The sequence below is a fragment of the Serratia sp. BIGb0234 genome, from assembly GCF_024809915.1.
Classification (GTDB): domain Bacteria; phylum Pseudomonadota; class Gammaproteobacteria; order Enterobacterales; family Enterobacteriaceae; genus Serratia; species Serratia liquefaciens.
On the sequence record NZ_JANUEI010000005.1, the window covers coordinates 57573 to 83211 of the forward strand.

The window sequence follows — 25639 nt, forward strand, 5'->3', positions numbered from 1 at the left end:
GGATTTTTCGGTATGTTTTCCCGCTTTTACCTGAAAACCGGCCTGCTGGTGGCAGCGCTCGGCGGTGTTTTCAGCGTTTCTGCCGCCACTCAGCCCGCAAAAGAGGCCCCGATGGGCAAATTCGCCGCCGAGCAGACTCGCCACATCGCCACTTATTTTCCTGGCCGCATGGCCGGTAGCCCGGCGGAATTGCTCACCGCAGACTATCTGAAACAGCAGTTCAGCAAGATGGGGTATCAGAGCGATATCCGCAGTTTCAACACCCGCTATCTGTACACCAGTAAAGACGGCAAGAAGAACTGGAATAACATCACCGCCAGCTCGGTGATCGCCGCTAAAAATGGCAGCCTTCCTCAGCAGATTCTGATCGTGGCGCATTTCGATACCTACACGCCGCGAAGCGACGCCGATCTGGACAACAATCTCGGCGGCTTGACGCTGCAGGGCGTCGACGACAATGCCTCTGGCGTCGGCGTTATGCTGGAACTGGCGGAACGCCTTAAGAACATCCCCACCGCTTACGGCCTGCGCTTTGTCGCCACCAGCGCCGAAGAACTGGGTTCACTGGGCGCGCAGAACTACCTGCAGCGCATGAGCGACGAAGAGAAACGCAATACCCTACTGGTGATTAACCTCGACAGCCTGATTACCGGCGATCGTCTGTATTTCAACGCCGGTCTCAATACGCCGCCAAAGCTGGCGAAACAGAGCCGCGATCGCGCACTGGATATTGCCCACCGCTACGGCATCGCTGCCGCCACCAACCCGGGCAGCAAAGCACACCCGAAAGGCACCGGCTGCTGTTCCGATCAGGAAGTGTTTGATAAAGCAGGTATCCCGGTGCTGTCGGTCGAAGCCACCAACTGGTCACTGGGCGATAAAGACGGTTATCAGCAACGTGCCGTGAGTCCGCACTTTCCGCAGGGCATCACCTGGCATCGCCCGCAGTACGATAACCTGCAATATCTGGAACGCAATCTGCCAGGGCGCATCGACAAGCGCAGCCGCGAGAGCGTGCAGATTTTGCTGCCGCTGATTAAAGAACTGGCTCAGGCGCACCCACCCAAAGCACAAAAACAGAAAAAGTAGTCTCTCTGAAAACGCCAAGGGCCCAGCGAATGCTGAGCCCTTTGACGATGTTGATACGTGATTAGCCTTCGTGCAGGCCACACTCACGTTTCAGGCCAAAGAAACGAGTTTCTTCTTCGCTCATGCCTGGTTCCCACTTCTGCGTGGTGTGAGTGTCACCCACTGACAGATAGCCTTGTTCCCACAGCGGGTGATAACTGAGGCCGTGCTCGGTCAGGTATTGATAAATCTTGCGGTTGTCCCAGTCGATAATCGGCAGGATCTTGAACACCCCACGTTGCACCGCCAGTACCGGCAGATTGGCGCGGCTGCCGGATTGTTCGCGGCGCAGGCCGGCGAACCAGGTTTGCCCGCCCAGAGTTTCCAATGCGCGGTTCATCGGCTCAACCTTGTTGATCAGGTTATATTTTTCGATACCTTCAACGCCCTGCTCCCACAGTTTCCCGTAGCGGGCCTCCTGCCAGGCGGGCGACTGCTCGGCACGAAACACCTGCAGGTTCAGCTTCAGTTTGTCGACCAGCTGATCGATAAACTGATAGGTTTCCGGGAACAGATAGCCGGTATCGGTGAGGATCACCGGAATGTCCGGTTTGATCCGCGTAACCAAATGCAGACATACCGCTGCCTGAATGCCGAAACTTGAAGAGAGCACAAACTCGCCGGGCAGATGTTCCAGCGCCCATTCCACGCGTTGCTCGGCGGAAAGCGTTTCCAACTGGCCATTAACTACCGCCAGTGCCAACGCTTGCCCAGACTTGGGCAGCGCATTCAGCGCCGCCAGATCGAATTCAGCCATGTTGCCAGCCTCCTGATGCTTGAATCATACCGCGCGGATCGGCCCCCGGTGAAAGCGGGGCCAAACGGCGTCAGTCCCAGAAATCCTGCGCCGAATCAATTACCGGCTTGACCACCCCGGCGCGAATAGTGAAATCACCAAAGCCTTCGCCCGCGTTACGCTCTGTGGCCCAGCGGCCCACCAGTTGGTCAATCTCTCGCAGAATTTCTTCTTCGTTGATATTTTCACGGTACATGCGCGGAATACGCGTACCTTCCCGGTTGCCACCCAAATGCAGGTTATAGCGGCCAACCGCTTTACCGACCAGGCCAATCTCCGCCAACAGCGCGCGGCCACAGCCGTTCGGACAGCCAGTAATGCGCAATACGATGTGCTCGTCACCCACACCGTGGCTATGCAGGATCCCTTCCACTTTAGTGACGAACGCCGGCAGAAAACGCTCGGCCTCCGCCATCGCCAATGGGCAGGTCGGGAAGGATACGCAGGCCATCGAGTTTTGACGCTGCACGCTGACCCCATCGTCGATCAATCCGTGTTCACGAGCGATCGCTTCGATCTTCGCCTTCTCGCTTTCCGGTACGCCGGCAACGATCAGGTTCTGGTTGGCCGTCAGACGGAAATCCCCTTTGTGGATCCTGGCGATCTCGGCAACGCCGGTTTTCAACGGGCGTCCCGGATAGTCCAGAAGACGACCATTCTCGATAAACAGCGTCAGGTGCCACTGGTTATCAATGCCTTTAACCCAACCAATGCGATCGCCGCGGCCGGTAAATTCGTACGGGCGAATCGGTTCAAAGGTGATACCGGCCCGTTTTTCCACTTCGGCACGGAAGGTATCAACCCCAACGCGTTCCAGCGTGTATTTGGTTTTGGCGTTCTTGCGATCGGTACGGTTACCCCAGTCGCGCTGAGTGGTTACCACCGCTTCGGCGACCGCCAGCGTGTGCTCCAGCGGGATATAGCCAAATTCGCTGGCCTTGCGCGCATAGGTTTTCTTGTTGCCGTGTTCAATCGACAGGCCGCCGCCTACCAGCAGGTTAAAGCCCACCAGCTTGCCGTTTTTGGCAATAGCGACAAAGTTCATGTCGTTGGCGTGCAGATCGACGTCGTTTTGCGGTGGGATCACCACCGTGGTTTTGAACTTGCGCGGCAGATAAGTCGCCCCGAGGATCGGTTCTTCGTCGGTGGTCGCCACTTTTTCCTGATCCAGCCACACTTCAGCATAGGCGCGGGTACGCGGCAGCAGATGTTCGGAGATCTTTTTCGCCCACTCGTAGGCTTCCTGGTGCAGCTCGGACTCCACCGGGTTAGAGGTGCAAAGCACGTTGCGGTTGACGTCGTTAGCCGTAGCCAGCGCGTCCAATCCCAGACGACCCAACAGCTGGTGAACCGGCTTAACGTTGCCCTTCACAATGCCATGGAACTGGAAAGTCTGACGGTTGGTGATGCGGATGCTGCCGTACAGCGTGCTTTCCTGCGCGAATTTATCAATGCCCAGCCACTGCTGTGGGGAGATAATCCCCCCCGGCAGACGGCAACGCAGCATCATGGCGTGGCGCGGTTCCAGCTTCTGTTCGGCGCGTTCGGCGCGGATATCACGGTCGTCCTGCTGGTACATTCCGTGGAAGCGGATCAGCAGGAAATTGTCACCGTTAAAACCGCCGGTCAGGCCGTCCTTCAAGTCTTCGGCGATGGTGCCGCGCAGGAAGTTGCTTTCTTTCTTCAAACGCTCGGCATCGGCCAATTTGCCTTCGACCACCAGAGGCCCCGGGTGTTTATCACTCATCAGTAGACATCTCGCTGATAACGGCGCTCAAGGCGCAGCTCACTTAAAAATTCATCCGCCAGCTCGGTATCCATGCCACCGTGCTCGGCCACCAGTTCCAGTAATGTGTTTTCCACGTCTTTTGCCATGCGGTTCGCATCGCCACAGACGTAAATGTGCGCGCCTTCCTGGATCCAACGCCACACTTCCGCGCCCTGTTCGCGCAGTTTGTCCTGGACATAGACTTTATGCTGCTGGTCGCGTGACCAGGCCAGATCGATGCGGGTCAGCAGGCCATCTTTCACATAGCGCTGCCATTCGACCTGATACAAAAAGTCTTCAGTAAAGTGCGGGTTGCCGAAGAACAACCAGTTCTTGCCGCCGGCACCGTCAGCATCACGCTGTTGCATAAAGGCGCGGAACGGCGCAATGCCCGTGCCTGGCCCAATCATGATCACCGGAGTTTCCGGGTTGGCCGGCAGGCGGAAATTGTCGTTATGTTCGATGAACACCCGCACGTCACCATCTTCTTCCAGCCGATCGGCCAGGAAACTGGAGGCACCGCCTGCGCGGGCGCGCCCTTCGATGTCGTAACGCACCACGCCGACGGTCACGTGCACTTCGTTTTCGGTCTCGGCTTGCGACGAGGCAATGGAATACAGGCGCGGCGTCAACGGACGCAGCAGGCCAATCAACTGCTCGGCGTTAAGATCGGCAGGCGCCTGTCGCACCATGTCGACAATCGGCGTGTTGTGCGCGTAATGCTGCAGCGCGGCTTTATCCGCTAACAAACCAATCAGCTTCTCGTCGCGCGACAGAGCCGCGTATTTATCGACGATTAGCGTGGTGTTCTGCGTCAGTTCAAAATGGCTGCGTAACGCTTGCGAAAGCGGCAAGGTTTTTCCTTCCACTTCCACCGGTTCGTCGCCCTTCAGCCACAGCAGTTGCACCAGTTCATCCACCAGCGCCGGGTCGTTATCGAACCACACGCCCAGCGCATCGCCCGGTTGGTAACGCAGACCAGAATCACCTAGGTCGATTTCAATATGACGCACGTCTTTGTCTGAGGCCCGGCCGGTAATTTTTTGCTTCACTGCCAGTTGTGCGGTCAGCGGCTGTTCTTTGCTGTACGGGCTGCTGTCGATCAGGTCAATCGCACCGCTGGCCAGCACGCCCGGTGCGGCATTTTCAGCCGGGGCGCGCGCTTTCAACACCTCCACCACCTGTTTACGCCAGGCGGTAGCCAGCTCCTGATATTCCACGTCGGCATCTACCCGCTCGACCAGACGCTCAGCACCCAGTTCGGCCAGTTTGCCGTCGAAATCTTTACCCGACTGACAGAAGTTTTCGTAGGAAGTGTCCCCCAGGCCAAAGACCGCAAACGCGGTTTCGTTAAGCTTCGGCGCTTTCTTGGAGAACAGGAATTTATGCAGGGCAACCGCCTCTTCCGCCGGCTCACCTTCCCCTTGGGTGGAGGAAACGATCACCAGCAGACGTTCCTGGGCAATTTGCTTGAATTTGTAGTCGCCGGCGTTAACCAGCGTGACGCTCAGCTTGGCGGCCAACAGATCGTCGCGCAATTGTTCCGCCAGGCGGCGAGCATTGCCGGTCTGCGAGGCGGAAATCAGCGTGATGCTGGCGGCAGCGGCGGCAGGCGGCGCAATGGCTACCGCGCCAGGCTGTTGATTAACCATTCCCCAGAAATAACCTGACAGCCACGCCAGCTGCGTCGGTGAATATTCACCAATCGCCGCCTGCAGGCGCGCCAGCTGTTCGGGTGTCAGCGGGAGCATCGATGTTGGAGGAGCCTGAGTCGTCATTGCAGTACTTATTTCCTATACTTGGCACCTATCCAGCCAGGTGCTCGCCAGTGTCAGTCGCTGTCTTTTCGTTCAGTCTGCGGTCCTGAAAAGATCAGGAGAGTTTGTAAGGTTACCGAGCACAATAGCAACGATTAAATAAGGGATAGAAATAATTAATAACCAAAATGACTAAGCTGTTTTTCTGGTAACGGATAGTGCTTAAAGCGCTAAGCAGATATTTTTATCGCCATGAAAATAAAGCCGTTTTTTTAACGTTATTTGAATGAATCGCATTTACCACTCATTACCCCAACCGATAGGTCCAGTCGGTACCAAACAAAAAAAGTGTTAACCGTGCATTGACCACAGCAGCGGTAGACCATAGCGGTATAAATGGCAAGCAGGCTCCGTTTCCGGTAAACTTCGGCGGTTTTTGAGTCAATGAGGCCGTAATAATGGCAACCACGCTGTTTAAAGATTTTCAGTTTGAAGCCGCACACCGTTTGCCGCACGTACCTGAGGGCCATAAATGTGGCCGTTTGCACGGGCATTCGTTTATGGTGCGTCTGGAAGTAACCGGTGAAGTGGATGCACATACCGGTTGGGTGATGGATTTCGCCGAGCTTAAAGCCGTGTTCTCCCCTATTTGGGAGCGCCTGGATCACCATTATCTGAACGATATTCCAGGATTGGAAAATCCCACCAGCGAAGTGCTTGCCGCCTGGATCTGGCAACAGCTCAAACCCCAGTTGCCGGAGCTGACTGCGGTGATGGTGAAAGAAACCTGTACCGCGGGATGCGTGTATAAAGGTTAAAGAAAGGGCGCCCAATGGCGCCCTGAATTTTATGCGATGTTCAGATATTTATGGGTCTGCATCGACAGGCGCCAGTTGCGCGCAATGCAGGTTTCGATGCACAGGCGAGTCGCCTCTTCCTTCTGGCTGATCGGCTGCAGCGCGATAATACGCGGCTTCTCATCATGCAGCGTCGCCAGCAGCGCATCCAATGCTTCGATATCACGCTCACGCCCAACCGGGTGCTTCACTTCATCAGCGCGCTGCAAAGCCTGATCCAACACCTTCATGCCGCCGCGCATATTCACCTTGGGGGATACCGTCACCCAGGTTTTCGCCGAACACCGGATTTCGTGGGTGCCGCTGGTCTCAATCTGGCAGCCGTAGCCGTTGTCTTCCAGCAACTGGGTCAGCGGAGTCAGATCATAGATGCAGGGCTCGCCGCCGGTGATTACCACGTGGCGTGCGGTATAACCCTGTTGACGCATCACCGCCAACAGCTGCTCGGCGTTGGCGCTGCCCCAGGCGTCGCTCTCTTCGGTTTTCACCAGGATCCGCTGCATATCGACTTCCCGATTGGCTTCCTTTTCCCAGGTATGTTTGGTGTCGCACCAGCTGCATCCTACCGGGCAGCCCTGCAAGCGAATAAAGATGGCTGGAACGCCGGTGAAAAAGCCTTCGCCCTGCAAGGTTTGGAACATTTCATTAATCGGGTACTGCATCGGTTTCTCAATCTGGAAAGGTAAAAAGGGATTATCGCAGATTCCAGCCCGGCGACCAAACGGGCGAAATTGTATTAAATTTTATCCTACCCGCCTTCGCCAGCGTATCTCACCGGCTATCCGCTTCATTTTATTTGCTTACTGAGCAATCTCCTTGTGTTTACGATGTAATCTGCTTCGCAAAAACAACATTTATTTAACGCATAAGATAAATATATTTGACATAAAGCGCCTGCGCGCAGATGTATAGACAGGCAAGCACAAGCCGGGCATCAGTTCCGGCGATTTATCCACACAATCACATCTGCGTTAGAGGTTGCCATGGCTCATTCCACCGAGTTGAATATTCAGCAGGCCATCGATGACAGCAAATTTTCGCTGTTTCACTGGACCTTGATCATTTTGGGATTCCTGATCCTGGCCATTGATGGCTTTGACACGGCGGCCATGGGGTATATCGCTCCTTCGGTCGCCAAAGACTGGGGCATTGTTAAACAGGATCTGGGCCCGGTGCTGAGCGCCGCGCTGCTGGGCCTGTCCCTTGGCGCTCTGGTCGCCGGACCGATTTCCGATCGTATCGGCCGCAAACGGGTGCTGGTGTTTTCTTGTCTGTTCTTCGGCCTGTCGAGCCTGGCTACCGCCTACGCTGGCTCGCTCAATAGCCTGACGCTGTGGCGCTTCCTCACCGGCCTGGGATTAGGGGCGGCGATGCCGAACGCCATCACGCTGATTTCCGAATATGCGCCACAACGCTGCCGTTCCCTGGCGATTAACACCATGTACTGCGGCTTCCCGCTGGGTGCGGCCGGCGGTGGTGCGATTTCGTCTTGGCTGATCCCGGCGTATGGCTGGCATAGCGTGCTGTTGCTGGGGGCGATCGCTCCGTTGGCGCTGACGGTATTGTTGATCCTGTTCCTGCCGGAATCGGTGAAATACATGGTGAACCGCGGTAAGGATGCGGCAAAAATCAAACGTATTGCCCAGCGTTTTGTTAGCCAGAATCTCGATAACGTGACGCGCTTTTATCTGTATGAAGAGAAATTGGCACAGTCCAAAACCAGCGTCGGCCTGTTGTTCACCCGCCCTTATCTGACCGGCACGCTGATGCTGTGGCTGACGTACTTTATGGGCCTGGTAATTTATTACGTGCTGCTGAGCTGGATGCCGATCCTGATGCAGGGGCTGGGCTATCAACTGGAGCAGTCGGCCATTTTGACCTCGCTGTTCACCTTCGGCGGCACGCTTGGCATTCTGGTGGCCGGCTGGCTGATGGACCGCTGGAACGCCCATAAGGTGGTGTCGAGCGGCTTTGTCATTACCGCCCTGCTGATTGTGGCAATGGCGACCGAGGACAGCCATATCGTGCTGCTGGGTACGTTTATCTTCCTGATGGGCATCACCATGAACGGTGCGCAATCCGGTCTGCAAACGCTGGCAGCCACTTTCTACCCGACCCACAGTCGCGCAACAGGCATAGCCTGGATGCAGGGCATCGGCCGCTTTGGCGGCGTGGCGGGCACCATGATGGGGGCACAGTTGCTGGCCATGCAATGGGAAGTGCAGAGCATTTTGATGTTCCTGTGCGTGCCGGCGCTGATCGCCGCCATCGCTACAGTTTTCAAAATGACCCGAAGAGCGACGCTGCAACCGGCTGACAAACCCGTATAAGGGCTAAACCGGTAGGGGGTCGAACATGTTCGACCCGATTTAACCCATTGATTATGCTATTGGGCGCAGCATGCGGCGCCCCTACCACAAAACAACACAGCACTCTGTCAATGGCTTCACCCTCTCCAGCGATAGGACTTTTTTATCGCTCGCCCTAACTTGTAATGGGTATGTAAATTTATTGTGATTAGCCGCTCAAAAATGACCCATTTTTAATTCATTTTTGTTGAATAGCTCACTGTTCTTCAGTGCGAGCCTAATAGCTCAGGCGTCAAAATGAAAGCTATCACATTGATTTAAAACAAAAATAACTTTCCCTTATGCCTTTTTAGCCGCTCACTGGTCGGTGTTGCATATGCTTGTACATACAAGTATATGTTAATAAACCCTACGCATTGTTATGGTGTGGTGATTCCCCCCACCGCACCATGGGATCTGCACCGATACTGTTTGAGGAAAATGCTGTGACTGCAAATAACAAAGTTCGCAATGTCGATGTACGCGCGCCACGCGGCACAAAATTAAATGCAAAAAGCTGGCTGACCGAAGCGCCGTTGCGCATGCTGATGAACAACCTCGATCCGGAAGTGGCGGAAAACCCGCATGAGCTGGTGGTGTACGGCGGTATTGGCCGCGCCGCGCGTGACTGGGACTGCTACGACAAAATTGTCGCCACCCTGAAAACGTTGGAAGAAGACGAAACGCTGCTGGTTCAGTCCGGCAAACCGGTCGGGGTATTCAAAACCCACAGCAACGCGCCACGCGTACTGATTGCCAACTCTAACCTGGTGCCACATTGGGCCACCTGGGAACACTTTAACGAACTGGACGCCAAAGGCCTGGCCATGTACGGCCAAATGACCGCCGGCAGCTGGATCTATATCGGTAGCCAGGGCATCGTCCAGGGCACCTACGAGACCTTCGTGGAAGCGGGTCGCCAGCATTACGACGGCAGCCTGCAGGGCCGCTGGGTGCTGACCGCCGGTCTGGGCGGTATGGGCGGCGCGCAACCGCTGGCCGCTACGCTGGCAGGCGCCTGTTCACTGAACATCGAATGCCAACAAAGCCGTATCGATTTCCGTCTGAAGACCCGTTATGTCGATGAACAAGCGACAGATCTGGACGACGCGCTGGCTCGCATCAAGAAATACACCGCCGAAGGCAAAGCCATCTCCATCGCCCTGTGCGGCAATGCGGCAGACATTCTGCCAGAACTGGTGCGCCGCGGCGTGCGCCCGGACATGGTCACCGACCAGACCAGCGCCCACGATCCGCTGAACGGCTATCTGCCAAAAGGCTGGAGCTGGGAAGAGTACCGCGAACGTGCACAAACCGAACCTGCGCAGGTGGTGACCGCCGCCAAGCAGTCGATGGCTGAACACGTCGAAGCCATGCTGGCGTTCCAGAAAATGGGCGTACCGACCTTCGACTACGGCAACAACATTCGTCAGATGGCGAAAGAAATGGGCGTCAACAACGCCTTCGATTTCCCAGGCTTCGTGCCTGCCTATATCCGTCCGCTGTTCTGTCGCGGTATCGGCCCGTTCCGCTGGGCTGCACTGTCCGGCGATCCGCAAGACATCTACAAAACCGACGCCATGGTTAAAGAGCTGATCCCGGATGACGAGCATCTGCATCGCTGGCTGGATATGGCGCGCGAACGCATCAGCTTCCAGGGCCTGCCGGCACGTATCTGTTGGGTCGGTCTGGGCCAGCGCGCCAAGCTGGGCCTGGCTTTCAACGAAATGGTACGCAGTGGCGAACTGTCCGCACCGATCGTGATCGGCCGTGACCATCTGGACTCCGGCTCGGTCGCCAGCCCGAACCGCGAAACCGAATCTATGCAGGACGGTTCGGACGCCGTTTCCGACTGGCCGCTGCTTAACGCCCTGCTCAATACCGCCAGCGGGGCGACCTGGGTTTCCCTGCACCACGGCGGTGGCGTCGGCATGGGCTTCTCGCAGCATTCCGGTATGGTTATCGTTTGTGACGGCACCGACGAAGCCGCCGAACGTATCGCCCGCGTGTTGCATAATGACCCTGCCACTGGCGTGATGCGTCATGCCGATGCCGGTTACGACATTGCGATTGAATGCGCCCGTGAGCAAGGTTTGAACCTGCCGATGGTGGCCGCGACTCAAGGAGACAAAGCATGAAAGCGCTGACTATCCGCCCAGGCCAACTGACTCTGGCTCAACTGCGCGACGTTTATCAATACCCGGTGACCCTGACGTTGGACGACAATGCCTACGCCGCTATCCAGCAGAGCGTGGCCTGCGTTGAACGCATTGTCGAAGAAAACCGCACCACCTACGGCATCAATACCGGTTTCGGCCTGCTGGCGTCTACACGCATTGCACCTGAAGACCTGGAAAATCTGCAACGTTCGATCGTGTTGTCACATGCTGCTGGCGTTGGCGCGCCGACCGACGACAACCTGGTTCGCCTGATTATGGTGTTGAAGATCAACAGCCTGTCGCGCGGTTTCTCCGGCATCCGTCTGGAAGTGATCCAGGCGCTGATGGCCTTGGTCAACGCCGAAGTCTATCCGCATATCCCGCTGAAGGGCTCCGTGGGCGCCTCCGGCGATTTGGCTCCGCTGGCACACATGAGTCTGGTGCTGCTGGGCGAAGGCAAGGCCCGCTATCAAGGCGAATGGCTGCCTGCCACCGAGGCACTGGCCAAAGCAGGCCTGAAGCCGCTCACGCTGGCGGCCAAAGAAGGCCTGGCGCTGCTGAACGGCACCCAGGTTTCCGCCGCCTTCGCGCTGCGCGGCCTGTTTGACGCAGAAGACCTGTACGCCGCAGCCACGGTCACCGGCAGCCTGACGGTGGAAGCCGCTCTGGGTTCTCGCAGCCCGTTTGACGCACGTATTCACGCCGTACGCGGCCAACGTGGCCAGATCGATGCCGCCGCCGCTTACCGCCATCTGCTGGGCGAACGCAGCGAAGTGTCCGACTCGCATCGCAACTGCGAAAAGGTACAAGATCCCTACTCCCTGCGCTGCCAACCGCAGGTGATGGGTGCGTGCCTGACGCAGATCCGCCAGGCCAGCGAAGTGCTGGAGGTCGAAGCCAATGCGGTATCCGACAACCCATTGGTATTCGCAGAACAGGGCGATGTCCTGTCCGGCGGCAACTTCCACGCCGAACCGGTCGCGATGGCTGCCGACAATCTGGCGCTGGCATTTGCCGAAATCGGCTCGCTGTCCGAACGTCGTATCTCGCTGATGATGGATAAACACATGTCGCAACTGCCCCCATTCCTGGTGGACAACGGCGGCGTGAACTCCGGCTTTATGATTGCCCAGGTTACCGCCGCGGCACTGACCAGCGAAAACAAAGCGCTGGCGCATCCGGACAGTGTCGACAGCATCCCGACCTCCGCCAACCAGGAAGACCATGTTTCCATGGCACCGGCTGCAGGACGCCGCCTGTGGGAAATGGCGGATAACGTGCGCGGTATTCTGGCCGTCGAATGGCTGGCGGCCTGCCAGGGATTGGATTTGCGCAAGGGCCTGAAAACCACCGAAAGTCTGGAGCAGGCACGCCGCGTGCTGCGCGAGCAAGTCAGTTACTATGACAAGGATCGTTTCTTCGCCCCCGACATTGAAGCTGCCAGCCTGCTGTTGGCAACCGGTCATCTGACCTCGCTGATGCCTGCGGCATTGCTGCCTAGCCAGGCATAAATAAAACCTACCACGCAGTTTGTTCTGTCCCACCGGGTGCGTTCCACCCGGTGCGGATAGCGCGTGCCTGTTCTGCCGTAAAAACTCGACGGGAAGCAACATGCATAACGAAACAAAACAACTCAGACGCGGACTAAACGCGCGGCATATCCGCTTTATGGCGCTCGGCTCGGCCATCGGCACCGGTCTGTTCTACGGCTCCGCCGGAGCCATCCAGTTGGCCGGTCCTGCGGTGCTGCTGGCTTATCTGGTCGGCGGCGCGGCGGTCTTTATGGTGATGCGCGCGCTGGGTGAAATGGCGGTGCATCAGCCGGTCTCCGGCTCCTTCGGTCATTATGCCAGCCATTACCTTGGCCCCTTGGCCGGTTTCCTCACCGGCTGGACCTATACCTTCGAAATGGTGATTGTTGCCCTGGCTGACGTCACCGCCTTCGGCATCTATATGGGGCTGTGGTTCCCGGACGTTGCCCAATGGGTGTGGGTACTCAGCATCATCATGTTCATCGGCGCGCTCAACCTGTGCAGCGTGAAAGTGTTCGGCGAAATGGAGTTCTGGCTGTCGTTGATCAAGGTGGCGGCAATCGTCGCGATGATCATCGGCGGCGCGGCGGTGATGCTGTTTGGCTTCGGTCAGACTCAGCATGCCACCGGCCTCAGCAACCTGTGGCAGCACGGTGGCTTTATGCCTAACGGCATCGGCGGCGTGGTTGCCTCGCTGGCGGTGGTGATGTTTGCCTTCGGCGGCATTGAGATCATCGGCATTACCGCCAGCGAGGCGAAAGACCCCGCGAAGGTGTTGCCGAAAGCGATCAATGCGGTACCGATTCGCATTCTGCTGTTCTACGTGCTGACGCTGCTGGTGCTGATGGCGATCTATCCCTGGAACAGCATCGGCCAAAACGGCAGCCCGTTTGTTGAGATCTTCAGCAATCTGGGGATCAGTTCCGCCGCCAACGTGCTGAATGTGGTGGTGATCACCGCCGCCATTTCCGCCATCAACAGCGATATCTTCGGTGCCGGCCGCATGATGTACGGCATGGCGCAGGAAGGTCAGGCACCCAAAAGCTTCACTCGCCTGACCGGTAACGGCGTGCCCTGGATGACGGTGCTGGTGATGTCCATTGCCCTGCTGTTGGGGGTGGTGCTCAATTACCTGATCCCAAAACAGGTGTTTATGATCATCGCCTCCATCGCCACCTTCGCCACCGTTTGGGTTTGGCTGATGATCCTGCTGTCACAAATTGCCATGCGCCGCACGCTGACGCCGCAAGAGGTCAGCAAGCTGAGCTTCCCGGTTCCCTGGTGGCCGGTCGCACCGGCACTGGCGACGATATTTATGCTGTTCGTCATCGGCCTGCTCGGTTACTTCGAAGACAGCCGCATTGCCCTGTACGTGGGGTTGGTGTGGGTAGCCTTCCTTACCCTGGCTTACTGGTTGTGGGTACGTAAAAAAGGCGGGGGTTCACCCGTCACGTCCTCACCACAGTATTAGTCTCACGAGCCCGCCGTTCCCGGGCTCTTCGTCATTAACGTGGAGTATCAACATGCAAACACGACACAAATTATGGATACCGCTGATCGCGCTCGGGCTGATGACAGGCAGCCTCTCCGCACGCGCAGCAGGCTGGTGCGAATCCGGCAAACCGGTCAAGTTCGCCGGACTGAACTGGGAAAGCGGCATGCTGCTGACCGACGTGATGCAATACGTACTGCAAAAGGGTTACGACTGCAAAACCGACGCCCTGCCGGGCAACTCCATCACCATGGAGCAGGCGGTCGGCACCAACGACATTCAGATTTTCGCCGAAGAGTGGATCGGCCGCAGTGAGGTCTGGAACAAGGCCGAGAAAGCGGGTAAAGCGGTCAGCGTCGGCGCCCCCATTGTCGGCGCAGTTGAAGGCTGGTACGTGCCACGTTATGTGATTGAAGGCGATGCCAAGCGTAAGTTGAAACCGCTGGCGCCGGATCTGAAAAGCATCCCGGATCTCGCCAAATACGTGCAGGTGTTTCGCGATCAGGAAGAGCCGGACAAAGGCCGCTTTTACAACTGCCCCGCCGGCTGGACCTGCGAACTGGACAACAGCGCGATCCTGAAAAAATTCAAGTTGGACGACAAATTCACCAACTTCCGCCCAGGCACCGGCCCGGCGCTGGATACCGCTATTCTTTCCAGCTACCGTCGCGGCGAACCTATCCTCTTCTACTATTGGTCCCCTACCCCGATCATGGGCCAGCTCGATCTGGTGAAACTGGAAGAACCGGGCGTGGACAAGAATATCCACATCAAGGTCGGCATTTCCAGCGTGTTTAACCAGCAGGCGCCTGAACTGGTGCAGGTGTTGTCAAAAGTGAATCTGCCGCTCAGTCTGATTAATCAGAATCTGGCGCGCATGAGCAAGGAACGCATCAGCTCACAGAAGCTGGCGCTGGAGTTCTTCAAGCAGCACCCGGATATCTGGAAACAGTGGGTCAGCGAAGACGCAGCGAAAAAAATTGAGGCTTCCTTGTAAGCGCTTTGGCATTCCGTGAACACCCACCCGTAATCGGATAGGTTTCGGGCCAGACAGGGGAAAATTTATGTTTCCAGAACGCTTTACCTTTTCCATCGCCGATTGGATCAACCGCTGGGTCGACGTGTTGGTCACCAACTATGGCGATATGTTCCGCAAGATCTCCGACACCTTGCTGTGGGCGGTGATCCACCTCGAAAGCCTGCTGCGCGCCACCCCATGGTGGGTGATGCTGGCCGTGGTCGGGCTACTGGCCTGGCACGCCACCCGCCGTTGGCTGCCAACCCTGGTGATCGTCGGCCTGTTGCTGCTGGTCGGTACCGCCGGGATGTGGGACAAATTGATGCAAACCCTGGCGCTGGTGCTGGTCGCCACGCTGCTGGCGGTGATTATCGGCATTCCGCAAGGCATATTGGCGGCGCGTAGCGATCGCGTACGGGCGGTAATGATGCCGCTGATGGACGTGATGCAAACCATGCCGAGCTTCGTCTACCTGATCCCGGTATTGATGCTGTTCGGCCTGGGCAAGGTGCCGGCCATTCTGGCGACGGTGATCTATGCCACGCCACCGCTGATCCGCCTGACCGATTTGGGCATCCGCCAGGTGGACAAGGAAGTGATGGAGTCCGTCACCGCCTTTGGCGCCAACCGCTGGCAGAAGCTGTTCGGCGTCCAGTTGCCGCTGGCGCTGCCGAGCATCATGGCCGGTATCAACCAGACCACCATGATGTCGTTGTCGATGGTAGTGGTCGCGTCAATGATCGGCGCTCGTGGGCTGGGCGAAGACGTGTTGGTGGGCATTCAGACGCTGAACGTCGGGCTGGGACTGGAAGCCGGGCTGGCGATCGTCATTCTGGCCGTGGTCATTGATCGCATCACTCAGGCTTACGGCCACACCGCCGTTGCGAGGTAACCCCGATGAACAAAATAGAAATCAAAAACGTCTACAAGATCTTCGGCCATAAAACGGCGGCGGCGCTGGCACTGAGCCAACAAGGAAAAACCAAGCAGGAAGTGCAGGCCGCGACGGACTGCGTGATCGGCGTGCACGATCTGTCGATGTCGATCGAAGCCGGTGAGATCTTCGTGATCATGGGCCTGTCCGGATCGGGAAAATCCACCTTGGTACGCCACTTCAACCGTCTAATCGATCCCACCAGCGGCCAGATCCTGGTAGACGGTGAAGATATCCTGCGCTACGACGAAAAGCAGCTTGAGCACTTCCGTCGCCACAAGATCAGCATGGTGTTTCAGAGCTTTGGCCTGCTGCCGCACAAAACGGTGCTGGACAACGTGGGCTACGGCCTGAAAGTGCGGGGGGAGAATAAAGAGGTGTATCAGGAGCGTGCGCTGCACTGGATCAACACCGTAGGGCTGAAGGGCTATGAGAAATCCTATCCGCATCAACTCTCCGGCGGCATGCGCCAACGCGTCGGGCTGGCGCGTGCGCTGGCCACCGATACCGACATCATTTTGCTAGACGAAGCCTTCAGCGCACTGGATCCGTTGATTCGCGCCGAGATGCAGGATCAACTGCTGGCGCTGCAAAAAGAGCTGCTCAAAACGCTGGTGTTTATCACCCACGATCTCGATGAGGCGGTTCGCATCGGCAACCGGATCGCGATCCTCAAGGACGGCAAACTGATCCAGGTCGGCACGCCGCAGGACATTCTTAACAACCCGGCCGACGAATACGTTAACCGCTTCGTGCAACGCCGTCTGGCGCTGGATGAAAATGTGCAAAAGCCCCGCCCGATGAGGGTGGCCCATGCTTGAGGAAACCCAAATGCACTATCCTTCGTCAGTAGAGATCGACCGCCAGCCGCTGCGCTGGCAGGACGTGGTGGCGGTGGCGCGCCATAGGGTGCCGCTCAGCCTGTCTGACGCGGCCTGGGCACGTATTGAGAACGCGCAGGCTATCGTTCAGCAAATCGTCACCAGTGAACAACGCGCCTACGGCGTCAATACCGGCCTGGGCGCGCTCTGTAACCAGGCGCTGCACGGCGAACAGTTGGCACAGCTATCGCGCAATACCCTGATGAGCCACGCCTGTGGGGTAGGTACACCGCTGAGCGACGAACAGACCCGCGCCATTATTTGCTGCGCTATCGTGAACTACAGCCACGGTAAATCCGGCATCCACCAGTCGGTGGTTGAGGCGCTGCTGGCGCTGCTTAACCACGGCGTCACGCCTCAGGTGCCGTCGCAGGGATCGGTCGGCTATCTGACCCATATGGCGCACGTCGGCGTTGCCCTGCTCGGGCTCGGCGAGGTCAGCTATCGCGGGCAAATCGTCCCCGCCGCTCAGGCTCTGGCGGAAGAAGGCATAGCGCTGCCACCGCTCGGGGCCAAAGATGGCCTGTGCCTGGTCAATGGTACGCCCTGCATGACCGGACTGAGCTGCCTGGCGCTGGCCGACGCCTGGCGACTGGCGCGTTGGGCAGACGTATTGGGTGCCATGAGCTTTGAAGCCCTGCGTGGACAAATTGCCGCCTTCGACGAGGAAATACTGGCGTTGAAACCGCACCCTGGCATGCAACGGGTGGGCGCCAATCTGCGGGCGCTACTGCACGGCAGCGAGGTGATTGCCGCCAGCAAAGGTATTCGCACTCAGGATGCGCTGAGCATCCGCTCGATTCCACAGGTGCACGGAGCCTGCCGCGATCAAATGGCTCATGCCGAACGACAGATTGAAACCGAGCTGAACGGCACCACCGATAATCCGTTGCTGCTTGGCACGCCGGATAACTTCCGCGTCATGTCACAGGCCAATCCGCACGGCGAATCGGTCGCGATGGCCGCCGATGTGCTGGCGATCGCTATCGCCGAACTCGGCGGTATTGCGGAACGGCGCATCGATCGTCTGATTAACCCGCTGGTCAGCGGTTTGCCGCCATTTTTGGTCAGTGAGCCGGGCGTCAACTCCGGCATGATGATCGCTCAATACGTGGCGGCATCGCTGTGCGCAGAGAACCGTCAGCTGGCCCAGCCTTGCGTAGTGGATAATTATGTCACTTCGGCGCTGCAGGAAGATCACCTCAGTCTGGGAACCGGTGCGGCATTGCGGCTGCATAAGCTGTTGGCCAACGTTAACCAGATCCTGGCGATTGAATATCTGTTGGCGGCGCAGGCCTTCGAGTTTTTGCAACCGCAACGCGTCGGCGAAGGTACCGGGCGCGCCTGGCGACTGCTGCGTCAAAGGGTAGAACCTTACCATCAGGATCGCTGGCTGGCGCCCGACATTGCCAGCAGCGCCGCGCTGTTGCAGGACGAACAGGCGCTGGCGGAGATTGCCCCTGCACTTGGCTAACGCTTGCCCCTTCCCACTGGCCGGGGGCATCAAGGCTAGCTTTGCGCCAAGGCCTGGCGGATATCGGCCTGCAGGTCGCCAAGATCTTCCAGGCCGGCGGACAAGCGTATCAGCCCGTCGCTGATATGGTGACGCTGCCGCTCTTCGGGACTGTAGGCCGAGTGGGTCATGCTGGCGGGATGCTGCGCCAGCGATTCGCAATCCCCCAGGCTGACCGCGCGCAAGATCAAACGCAGCGCATTGAGGAAGCGAATGCCCGCCGCCATACCGCCTTTGAGTTCAAACGCCAGCATGCCGCCAGGCCGTGCCATTTGCCGCTGCGCCAACTCATACTGGGGAAAATCCTCCAGCCCGGGATAATAGACACGTTCTACCGCCGAATGCTGAGCCAGCATTTCCGCCAAACGCTGGGCGTTGTCGCAATGGCGTTCCATACGCAACGGCAGGGTTTTCAGCCCGCGCAGCAGCAATGCCGCATCCTGGGCAGACAGCACCGCACCGTTCATGTCTTTCAGCCCAACTAAACGGATGTCCTGCGCCAAATCCTGGCGCGTCACCACCAGTCCGGCCAACAGATCACCATGCCCCCCGATGTATTTGGTTGCGGAGTGCACCACTATATCGGCCCCCTGTTCCAGCGGCCGTTGCAGATACGGGGTGCAATAGGTGTTATCCACCAGCAACAGCGCCTGTTGGCGATGAGCAATTTCGGCGACTGCGGTAATATCGACCAAACGCATATTCGGGTTGGCCGGCGTTTCGCAATACACCATGCGGGTCCGGGGGCCGATCGCCGCCGCCAGACGCTCCGGGCGGGTCAGGTCGACGTGAGTTATTTTCACGCCGTAGCGCGCCAATCCGTGATGAAAGTAACTGAAGGTGCAGCCGTAAATCGTCTCGTCAACGATCAGCTCGTCGCCCGGATTGAGCAGTGTCCAGCAGCAGGCGGTAATCGCGCCCATACCGGAGGAAAACGCCACCGCAGCTTCGCCCCCCTCCAGATTGGCTATCCGCTGTTCCAGCAGGTTGAGGGTCGGGTTGGCGATGCGTGAATAAAAATACCCCGGCTCAGTGCCTTCAAAGCAGGCACCGCCATATTCCGCCGTCGGGAACGTAAAGGTCGAGCTCATAAACACCGGGGGACAGAGCGCTCCCAGATACTGCTGAGGATCGTAACCGTGATGGATCGCGCGTGTTGCAAAGGCTTGCCTGAAGATGGCAGACATGACAACTCCTTACCTGAGTGAGTGAAAACAATGATGCTTAGTTCGTTCAAACGTCCGTGGGCAGTGCGCTGCTGCGCATACGCTGGCCAACGATTTGCAAAGTACGCAGCACCAGCATCAAGCCCAGTAAGGTATCCGGCTGCCGCAACAAGGCGTACAGCGCACGAAAATTGACGGGTGAGGGATCCAACTGCAACTCGGTATGCGCCATTTTCAACGCCATTCCGCCCTCCCATCCCGCAGCCACCAGGCCTTCAAAGACGCCGGAGAGTTTTTCCACCAGCGCGTTATCGGCGATATCCACCAGGTCAGACAGCAGCGACAGCAGATCGACCACGTTATCGAGCCGACCACCGGCCAGCAGCGGCTGTAGCTTCTCCAGCAAAGCCGCCAGGGGTTCATGTTCAGATGCGTTCATAGGCCCTCCGTTAAATCAGCCCGCGTACCGTCGCCCAGTAGAGTCCGCGATTAAAACCGTTGCGAAGCATGCCGCCGACTTTGGTTGAAGGCGTCGGCAGCACATCGTTGCGGTAGTCGTAAACCAGCGGCATCCCGGCTTGCAGCCCCATTTGAGCAATGGCCTGCACCTTGCCGTCGTAGTGGCTAACGGTCTGGCCCAGCCTCAGTTCCGCCACGATATTGTCGGCAATCACCGGCGCCTGATTGTGGCAGGAGCCACCGGCCTTGCTGACCGGCAAATCCACCGTATCACCGATAACATAGACCCCTTGCTGACCGTAGACCTGCAGCGTCTGATGGTCGGTCGGCAACCAGCCTTCCCCTTTATGCCCCTCGCTCAACCCCGTGTTCCGCACCGCTTCTACCGCACGAATTGGCGGAGTCGCCATCAAAATATCGAACGGCTGTTGCTCACCTTCGGCGGAATAAGCGATTTTCTGCTGCTCATCCACCCGGCTGAGAGTAAACCCGCGCTGGTGGCGAATATCCCGCGCGGCGAAAATACCGGGCAAGGCCTCTGCGGTTGGACGCTGTAAAAACAGGCAGTTACGCAGCAACTGCGAAACACTGGGGTAGGTATAAACAATTTCAACCGCTTTACGCACTCCGCGTCGACGCAGGTAATCATCGAGCATCAGGGTGGTTTCTATCGGGGCAATACCGCACTGGTGCGGCACATTGGGCGTTTCGGGGAAGGAGACGGTGATAAAAATTCGGCCTTTTTCGATGCTCGACAGCTTTTGTGCCAGCTGGCGGGCGGCCTGATATTGGTAAAAATGATCGCCTGCCCGCGCCAACCCTTCGATACGCTCCGGCCAGGGCACGCAGCCGGTGGCAAACACCAGAAAATCATACGGGTACTGTTTGCCACTGCGGGTATGGATCACTCGCTGAGTTAAATCAAAGCGCTCCGCTTTATCGACAATAAACTGAATTTCCGGACGCAGCAGGCTTTGCTGTGAGCGGGTTAATTCCTGTTTGAAAAAAGCGTTAAAGGCAACGTACATAAAAGCGGGTTTATAATAATGAATCGGAGAATCCGAAATCATCAATAACTCAACTTTATTATTCAATATTTCCCGATGTAATTTCGTGGCCAGTAAATTGGCCAATATGGTCCCTCCGGTACCCCCACCGACTATCACAATCCTGTTTCGCATCAAGCCCTCACCCAGCCGAGTCACGGCTCGGCAATTTTTAGGGAAACGAATGGAGGCAGGAATACAGGCTTAATTCTTCTGCCTTACTGGCAGTCTAGTAACGAAAAAATATAAAGCAATAGAAAAGAGAATATATAAAATAGGAATTTTATTATTATAATTAATACATCAAGTTAAAAAACAGATAATACGATATTAGTTCAATAATAATAAATAACTCACTATCACTTATGTAAATAACCAGTGATAAAAAAACCCGCCGGAGCGGGTTTCATTTAGCAACGAACCAAACCGTTATTACTGACCTTTAACTTCTTTCAGGCCATTGAACGGAGCGCGTGCACCCAGCGCTTCTTCGATACGGATCAGTTGGTTGTATTTAGCAACGCGGTCAGAACGGCTCATAGAACCGGTTTTGATCTGGCCAGCCGCAGTACCCACAGCCAGGTCGGCGATGGTTGCGTCTTCGGTTTCACCTGAACGGTGAGAGATCACCGCGGTGTAGCCTGCGTCTTTCGCCATCTTGATAGCAGCCAGAGTTTCGGTCAGAGAACCGATCTGGTTGAATTTGATCAGGATGGAGTTAGCGATGCCTTTCTCGATACCTTCTTTCAGGATCTTGGTGTTGGTAACGAACAGGTCGTCGCCCACCAGCTGGATTTTGTCGCCCAGCACTTTGGTCTGGTATGCGAAACCATCCCAGTCAGATTCGTCCAGGCCGTCTTCGATAGACACGATTGGATATTGTTTGGTCAGCTCTTCCAGGAAGTGAGTGAACTCTTCGGAAGTGAAGGCTTTGTTGCCTTCGCCGGCCAGGACGTATTTACCGTCTTTGTAGAACTCGGAAGCCGCACAGTCCATCGCCAGGGTCACGTCTTTGCCCAGCTCGTAGCCTGCTGCTTTTACCGCTTCAGCGATAACAGCCAGCGCTTCGGCGTTGGAACCCAGGTTTGGTGCGTAGCCGCCTTCGTCACCTACAGCGGTGTTCAGGCCTTTGGCCTTCAGCACTTTCGCCAGGTGATGGAAAACTTCAGAACCGATGCGAACGGCTTCTTTCAGGGTTTTCGCGCCAACCGGCTGAATCATGAATTCCTGAATGTCGACGTTGTTGTCAGCGTGCTCGCCGCCGTTGATGATGTTCATCATAGGCAGTGGCATAGAGAATTTGCCTGGAGTGCCGTTCAGCTCAGCGATGTGCTCATACAGCGGCATACCTTTGGAAGCTGCAGCCGCTTTAGCCGCTGCCAGGGAAACCGCCAGAATGGCGTTAGCGCCGAACTGGGATTTGTTCTCAGTACCGTCCAGGTCGATCATGATCTTGTCGATGTTAGCCTGGTCTTTGGCATCTTTGCCCAATACTGCCTGAGCGATCGGGCCGTTTACTGCAGCAACGGCTTTCAGTACGCCTTTACCCAGGAAACGAGACTTGTCACCGTCACGCAGTTCCAGTGCTTCACGGGAACCGGTAGAAGCACCTGACGGCGCAGCAGCCAGACCTACGAAACCGCCTTCCAGATGCACTTCGGCTTCAACAGTCGGGTTACCGCGGGAGTCGATGATTTCACGACCGATGACTTTAACGATTTTGGACATTAGGTTTTCCTCAGTACAAGTTAAACTAAAACTCCAGACAAACAGCGCGCATACCCTTCATACTTGAGGCTACATCTGTGTTGGCTACGTTCATTCACCCGAATCACTGACTTATGTCAGCTCATCGGGACTCAGTCTCTTGCCGCCTTGATGTAACCCCAATTATTTGGGGTAAATATACTGCGCGCCGCCTACCAAATATTTTATTTCACCTGGCGCTTCTGATACTCACCAGCGGCCTTCACAAAGCCGGCGAACAACGGATGACCATCACGCGGCGTCGAAGTAAATTCCGGGTGGAACTGACAAGCTACAAACCACGGGTGATTCGGCAGTTCGATAATCTCAACCAGCTTGTTGTCTGCGGAACGGCCGGCAACCAACAGCCCGGCGGCTTCAATTTGCTTCAACAGCATGTTGTTAACTTCATAACGGTGACGATGACGTTCAACAATGGTCGGTTCGCCGTACATCTGACGTACCAGGCTATTGTCGGTCAGGTGACATTGCTGGCCACCGACACGCATCGTGCCACCCAAATCGCTTTCTTCGGTACGGACTTCGACGTTGCCGTCTTCGTCACGCCATTCGGTGATCAATGCCACCACCGGGTACTTACAGTCTGGCACAAACTCGGTTGAGTTGGCGTTCTCCATACCCACAACGTTGCGGGCGAACTCCATCAGCGCCACCTGCATACCCAGGCAGATGCCCAGATAAGGGATGTTGTTTTCACGCGCATAACGCGCGGTCATCACCTTGCCTTCTACGCCACGGTAGCCGAAGCCGCCTGGGATCAGGATCGCATCCAGACCTTTAAGCACTTCTACGCCGCGGGTTTCAACATCCTGCGAGTCGATCAGCTTGATGTTCACGGTCAGACGATTTTTCAGGCCGCCGTGTTTCAGCGCTTCAATCACCGACTTATAAGCATCCGGCAGTTCGACATATTTGCCGACCATACCGATAGTCACTTCGCCGCCCGGATTGGCTTCTTCGTAAATAACCTGCTCCCACTCGGCCAGGTTGGCTTCCGGCGCGTTGAGGCTGAATCGTTTACAAATATAATCATCAAGCCCCTGAGATTTCAATAGGCCTGGGATTTTATAAATAGAATCAACGTCTTTCAGGGAGATAACGGCTTTTTCCGGCACGTTACAGAAAAGTGCGATTTTCGCGCGTTCGTTAGCAGGAACTGTGCGATCGGAACGGCAAATCAGCACATCTGGCTGAATACCGATGGAAAGCAGTTCTTTTACGGAATGCTGAGTAGGTTTGGTTTTCACTTCACCGGCAGCGGCCATGTACGGCACCAGAGTCAGGTGCATGTACAGGGTGTGCTCACGGCCCACTTCCACGGCCATCTGGCGGATGGCTTCCAGGAACGGCAGCGATTCGATATCGCCGACGGTACCGCCGATCTCAACCAACACCACGTCGTGGCCTTCGCCGCCTTCGAGGATGCGCTCTTTGATCGCGTTGGTGATGTGCGGGATGACCTGTACGGTTGCGCCCAGATAGTCGCCACGGCGTTCTTTACGCAGAACGTCGGAGTAAATGCGACCGGTGGTGAAGTTGTTGCGGCGTGACATTTTGGTGCGGATGTAGCGCTCGTAGTGACCCAAATCCAGATCGGTTTCTGCGCCGTCTTCGGTGACGAAAACTTCCCCATGCTGAATCGGGCTCATGGTGCCCGGATCCACGTTGATGTACGGGTCCAGTTTCATGATGGTAACGTTGAGGCCACGGGCTTCAAGAATAGCCGCCAGAGAGGCTGCGGCAATGCCTTTACCCAGAGAGGATACGACCCCGCCGGTCACAAAAATATAATTAGTTGTCATGCTGAACCTGAGAGTTTAGGTTTAAAGACGATGGAAGAACCAAGACGGGAAAGTAGTATACCCGAACCTCTCCAGACCTACAAACGATCGTTTTACTGTCCATCATCTCTGTCACCATCAAGGGTTCATCAGGGTTTACTCTATCGGCCTGCCAGAGCCTGTCTTTTTAAAACAATGAGTTAGCACAGAAAAATTTATTTTTCCGCCCTTTCGAGACAATAAAACGCCTTAGATTTCAGTTTGTTGGCGTTTTGATGTCGGTAAGCCACGGTTCAGCAAACTATGGCTCTGAGCTTAACCGTTTCAGCTTGGGTGAACCTTGTCGCCGATCAAGATTAAGCTACTGCGGCAATCCTAGGACACCCGAGCGGCAGATTAGTTTTCCTGGCGCTTAACCTGCTGCCACGCCTCTTCCATCTGCTCCAGCGTTGCTTCGCCCATCTGCAGCCCACGCTGTTGGATAATCTCTTCTACCTGACGGAAACGGCGCTCGAACTTGCGGTTGGCTGCCTGCAACGCATTTTCTGCCTTATGGCCAAGATGGCGCGATAAATTCACCGTGGCGAACAGCAGATCGCCGATTTCCTCTTCCAGTTTCTGTTCGTCGACTACCGCCTGCTGCGCTTCATGCATCACTTCGTCAATCTCTTCGTACACCTTGTCCAGCACCGGGCCCAACGTATGCCAGTCAAAACCGACCGAAGCGCAGCGTTTCTGAATCTTGTGCGCCTTCATCAGCGCCGGCAGCGCCTGAGGAATGTCATCCAGCGCAGAATGCAGCGCTTTCTCTGCACGCTCACCGGCCTTCAACTGCTCCCAGCGGGCCGCAACGGCCTCGCTGTCGGCGGCATCGGCTTCCCCGAAAATGTGCGGATGACGGCGTTCCAGCTTATCGCTGATGGCGTTACACACCTCGTCGAAGTCAAACAGCCCCTGCTCCTGGCCCATCTGGGCGTAGAACACCACCTGGAACAGCAGGTCCCCCAGTTCGTCACGCAGATCGCCGTAGTCCTGACGTTCGATAGCGTCCAGTACCTCGTAGGTTTCTTCCAGCGTGTAAGAAGCGATGGTGGCGAAGGTTTGTTTGCGGTCCCATGGGCAACCGACCTGCGGATCGCGCAGCGTTTTCATGATGTTCAGCAAGCGGTGCAGTGGAGAAGGTTGGGTCATAAGAAAGTCTCTGACAAAAGAATCGGCGCCGGTCATTAATGTAGCG

General features: G+C 56.6%; 20 protein-coding genes. 10 read left to right on the plus strand and 10 right to left on the minus strand.

Annotated elements, in window-relative coordinates:
* Nucleotides 1-12 precede the first annotated feature (12 nt).
* Nucleotides 13-1089 carry an aminopeptidase gene (locus tag M2407_RS18335; RefSeq protein ID WP_115060062.1) on the plus strand — a complete coding sequence of 359 codons (1077 nt, stop codon included), beginning with the start codon at nt 13-15 and terminating at the stop codon, nt 1087-1089.
* Nucleotides 1090-1150: 61 nt separating this feature from the next.
* On the opposite strand, the gene M2407_RS18340 is transcribed toward M2407_RS18335, so the two are convergent.
* From M2407_RS18340 to cysJ, 3 genes are all read right to left on the minus strand, one after another.
* Nucleotides 1151-1885, minus strand: a complete 735-nt coding sequence (locus M2407_RS18340; protein WP_020825257.1) for a phosphoadenylyl-sulfate reductase — start codon at nt 1883-1885, stop codon at nt 1151-1153.
* A 70-nt stretch (nt 1886-1955) separates the two neighbouring features.
* Nucleotides 1956-3671 (minus strand): assimilatory sulfite reductase (NADPH) hemoprotein subunit, encoded by a 1716-nt coding sequence (gene cysI, locus M2407_RS18345; protein ID WP_046374493.1) that lies wholly within the window; start codon nt 3669-3671, stop codon nt 1956-1958.
* Entirely contained in the window at nt 3671-5470 is a 1800-nt protein-coding gene (gene cysJ, locus M2407_RS18350; protein WP_259218860.1) for an NADPH-dependent assimilatory sulfite reductase flavoprotein subunit, read from the minus strand. The genes cysI and cysJ overlap by 1 nt, the downstream gene beginning before the upstream one ends.
* Before the next feature lie 437 nt (nt 5471-5907).
* On the opposite strand from cysJ, the gene queD reads away from it, so the two are divergent.
* Nucleotides 5908-6267, plus strand: a complete 360-nt coding sequence (queD, locus tag M2407_RS18355; protein ID WP_020825254.1) for a 6-carboxytetrahydropterin synthase QueD — start codon at nt 5908-5910, stop codon at nt 6265-6267.
* Nucleotides 6268-6296: 29 nt separating this feature from the next.
* Here queD and queE read toward each other — a convergent pair whose 3' ends face one another.
* A complete protein-coding gene (gene queE / locus M2407_RS18360; protein ID WP_115060067.1) occupies nt 6297-6968 on the minus strand; it encodes a 7-carboxy-7-deazaguanine synthase QueE in 672 nt (223 codons plus the stop codon).
* Nucleotides 6969-7289: 321 nt separating this feature from the next.
* On the opposite strand from queE, the gene M2407_RS18365 reads away from it, so the two are divergent.
* The 8 genes from M2407_RS18365 (at nt 7290) to hutH (M2407_RS18400) (ending at nt 18144) form a co-directional block, all read left to right on the plus strand.
* Nucleotides 7290-8636 (plus strand): aromatic acid/H+ symport family MFS transporter, encoded by a 1347-nt coding sequence (locus tag M2407_RS18365; protein WP_046374496.1) that lies wholly within the window; start codon nt 7290-7292, stop codon nt 8634-8636.
* Between the two features lie 464 nt (nt 8637-9100).
* Complete coding sequence (hutU, locus tag M2407_RS18370) at nt 9101-10792, plus strand: urocanate hydratase (RefSeq protein ID WP_044554208.1); 1692 nt, start codon at nt 9101-9103, stop codon at nt 10790-10792.
* Nucleotides 10789-12324 (plus strand): histidine ammonia-lyase, encoded by a 1536-nt coding sequence (gene hutH, locus M2407_RS18375; RefSeq protein ID WP_259218861.1) that lies wholly within the window; start codon nt 10789-10791, stop codon nt 12322-12324. Before hutU ends, hutH (M2407_RS18375) begins: the two co-directional genes overlap by 4 nt.
* A 100-nt stretch (nt 12325-12424) precedes the next feature.
* Nucleotides 12425-13816, plus strand: coding sequence for an amino acid permease (locus M2407_RS18380; protein WP_142815880.1), 1392 nt, complete (start codon nt 12425-12427; stop codon nt 13814-13816).
* 52 nt (nt 13817-13868) lie between these two features.
* Entirely contained in the window at nt 13869-14834 is a 966-nt protein-coding gene (locus tag M2407_RS18385) for an ABC transporter substrate-binding protein (protein WP_048762946.1), read from the plus strand.
* A gap of 67 nt (nt 14835-14901) precedes the next feature.
* Complete coding sequence (locus M2407_RS18390) at nt 14902-15747, plus strand: proline/glycine betaine ABC transporter permease (protein WP_048762945.1); 846 nt, start codon at nt 14902-14904, stop codon at nt 15745-15747.
* A 5-nt stretch (nt 15748-15752) separates the two neighbouring features.
* Nucleotides 15753-16610 carry a glycine betaine/L-proline ABC transporter ATP-binding protein gene (locus tag M2407_RS18395; protein ID WP_259218863.1) on the plus strand — a complete coding sequence of 286 codons (858 nt, stop codon included), beginning with the start codon at nt 15753-15755 and terminating at the stop codon, nt 16608-16610.
* A gap of 10 nt (nt 16611-16620) precedes the next feature.
* Nucleotides 16621-18144, plus strand: coding sequence for a histidine ammonia-lyase (hutH, locus tag M2407_RS18400; RefSeq protein WP_201896490.1), 1524 nt, complete (start codon nt 16621-16623; stop codon nt 18142-18144).
* Between the two features lie 35 nt (nt 18145-18179).
* Here the strand turns inward: hutH (M2407_RS18400) and M2407_RS18405 are convergent, their stop codons facing one another.
* The 6 genes from M2407_RS18405 to mazG form a co-directional block, all read right to left on the minus strand.
* The gene (locus M2407_RS18405) at nt 18180-19370 is read right to left on the minus strand and encodes a methionine gamma-lyase (protein ID WP_130016192.1); all 1191 of its coding nucleotides are present in this window, start codon (nt 19368-19370) and stop codon (nt 18180-18182) included.
* Between the two features lie 46 nt (nt 19371-19416).
* On the minus strand, nt 19417-19788 hold the full coding sequence (locus M2407_RS18410; protein WP_020825244.1) for a hypothetical protein: 372 nt from the start codon (nt 19786-19788) through the stop codon (nt 19417-19419).
* A 10-nt stretch (nt 19789-19798) separates the two neighbouring features.
* A complete protein-coding gene (locus M2407_RS18415) occupies nt 19799-20989 on the minus strand; it encodes an FAD/NAD(P)-binding oxidoreductase (protein ID WP_128864995.1) in 1191 nt (396 codons plus the stop codon).
* Nucleotides 20990-21286: 297 nt separating this feature from the next.
* A complete protein-coding gene (eno, locus tag M2407_RS18420; RefSeq protein WP_020825242.1) occupies nt 21287-22582 on the minus strand; it encodes a phosphopyruvate hydratase in 1296 nt (431 codons plus the stop codon).
* A 203-nt stretch (nt 22583-22785) separates the two neighbouring features.
* A complete protein-coding gene (pyrG, locus tag M2407_RS18425) occupies nt 22786-24423 on the minus strand; it encodes a glutamine hydrolyzing CTP synthase (protein ID WP_020825241.1) in 1638 nt (545 codons plus the stop codon).
* A 375-nt stretch (nt 24424-24798) separates the two neighbouring features.
* Nucleotides 24799-25593, minus strand: a complete 795-nt coding sequence (gene mazG, locus M2407_RS18430; RefSeq protein WP_259218866.1) for a nucleoside triphosphate pyrophosphohydrolase — start codon at nt 25591-25593, stop codon at nt 24799-24801.
* Nucleotides 25594-25639 lie beyond the last annotated feature (46 nt).

Bases quoted from the DNA above. Each gene is read 5' to 3' on its own strand.
- M2407_RS18335 (WP_115060062.1), top strand. From the start codon at position 13: ATGTTTTCCCGCTTTTACCTGAAAACCGGCCTGCTGGTGGCAGCGCTC.
- M2407_RS18340 (WP_020825257.1), bottom strand. From the start codon at position 1,885: ATGGCTGAATTCGATCTGGCGGCGCTGAATGCGCTGCCCAAGTCTGGG.
- cysI (WP_046374493.1), bottom strand. From the start codon at position 3,671: ATGAGTGATAAACACCCGGGGCCTCTGGTGGTCGAAGGCAAATTGGCC.
- cysJ (WP_259218860.1), bottom strand. From the start codon at position 5,470: ATGACGACTCAGGCTCCTCCAACATCGATGCTCCCGCTGACACCCGAA.
- queD (WP_020825254.1), top strand. From the start codon at position 5,908: ATGGCAACCACGCTGTTTAAAGATTTTCAGTTTGAAGCCGCACACCGT.
- queE (WP_115060067.1), bottom strand. From the start codon at position 6,968: ATGCAGTACCCGATTAATGAAATGTTCCAAACCTTGCAGGGCGAAGGC.
- M2407_RS18365 (WP_046374496.1), top strand. From the start codon at position 7,290: ATGGCTCATTCCACCGAGTTGAATATTCAGCAGGCCATCGATGACAGC.
- hutH (WP_259218861.1), top strand. From the start codon at position 10,789: ATGAAAGCGCTGACTATCCGCCCAGGCCAACTGACTCTGGCTCAACTG.
- M2407_RS18380 (WP_142815880.1), top strand. From the start codon at position 12,425: ATGCATAACGAAACAAAACAACTCAGACGCGGACTAAACGCGCGGCAT.
- M2407_RS18385 (WP_048762946.1), top strand. From the start codon at position 13,869: ATGCAAACACGACACAAATTATGGATACCGCTGATCGCGCTCGGGCTG.
- M2407_RS18390 (WP_048762945.1), top strand. From the start codon at position 14,902: ATGTTTCCAGAACGCTTTACCTTTTCCATCGCCGATTGGATCAACCGC.
- M2407_RS18395 (WP_259218863.1), top strand. From the start codon at position 15,753: ATGAACAAAATAGAAATCAAAAACGTCTACAAGATCTTCGGCCATAAA.
- hutH (WP_201896490.1), top strand. From the start codon at position 16,621: ATGCACTATCCTTCGTCAGTAGAGATCGACCGCCAGCCGCTGCGCTGG.
- M2407_RS18405 (WP_130016192.1), bottom strand. From the start codon at position 19,370: ATGTCTGCCATCTTCAGGCAAGCCTTTGCAACACGCGCGATCCATCAC.
- M2407_RS18410 (WP_020825244.1), bottom strand. From the start codon at position 19,788: ATGAACGCATCTGAACATGAACCCCTGGCGGCTTTGCTGGAGAAGCTA.
- M2407_RS18415 (WP_128864995.1), bottom strand. From the start codon at position 20,989: ATGCGAAACAGGATTGTGATAGTCGGTGGGGGTACCGGAGGGACCATA.
- eno (WP_020825242.1), bottom strand. From the start codon at position 22,582: ATGTCCAAAATCGTTAAAGTCATCGGTCGTGAAATCATCGACTCCCGC.
- pyrG (WP_020825241.1), bottom strand. From the start codon at position 24,423: ATGACAACTAATTATATTTTTGTGACCGGCGGGGTCGTATCCTCTCTG.
- mazG (WP_259218866.1), bottom strand. From the start codon at position 25,593: ATGACCCAACCTTCTCCACTGCACCGCTTGCTGAACATCATGAAAACG.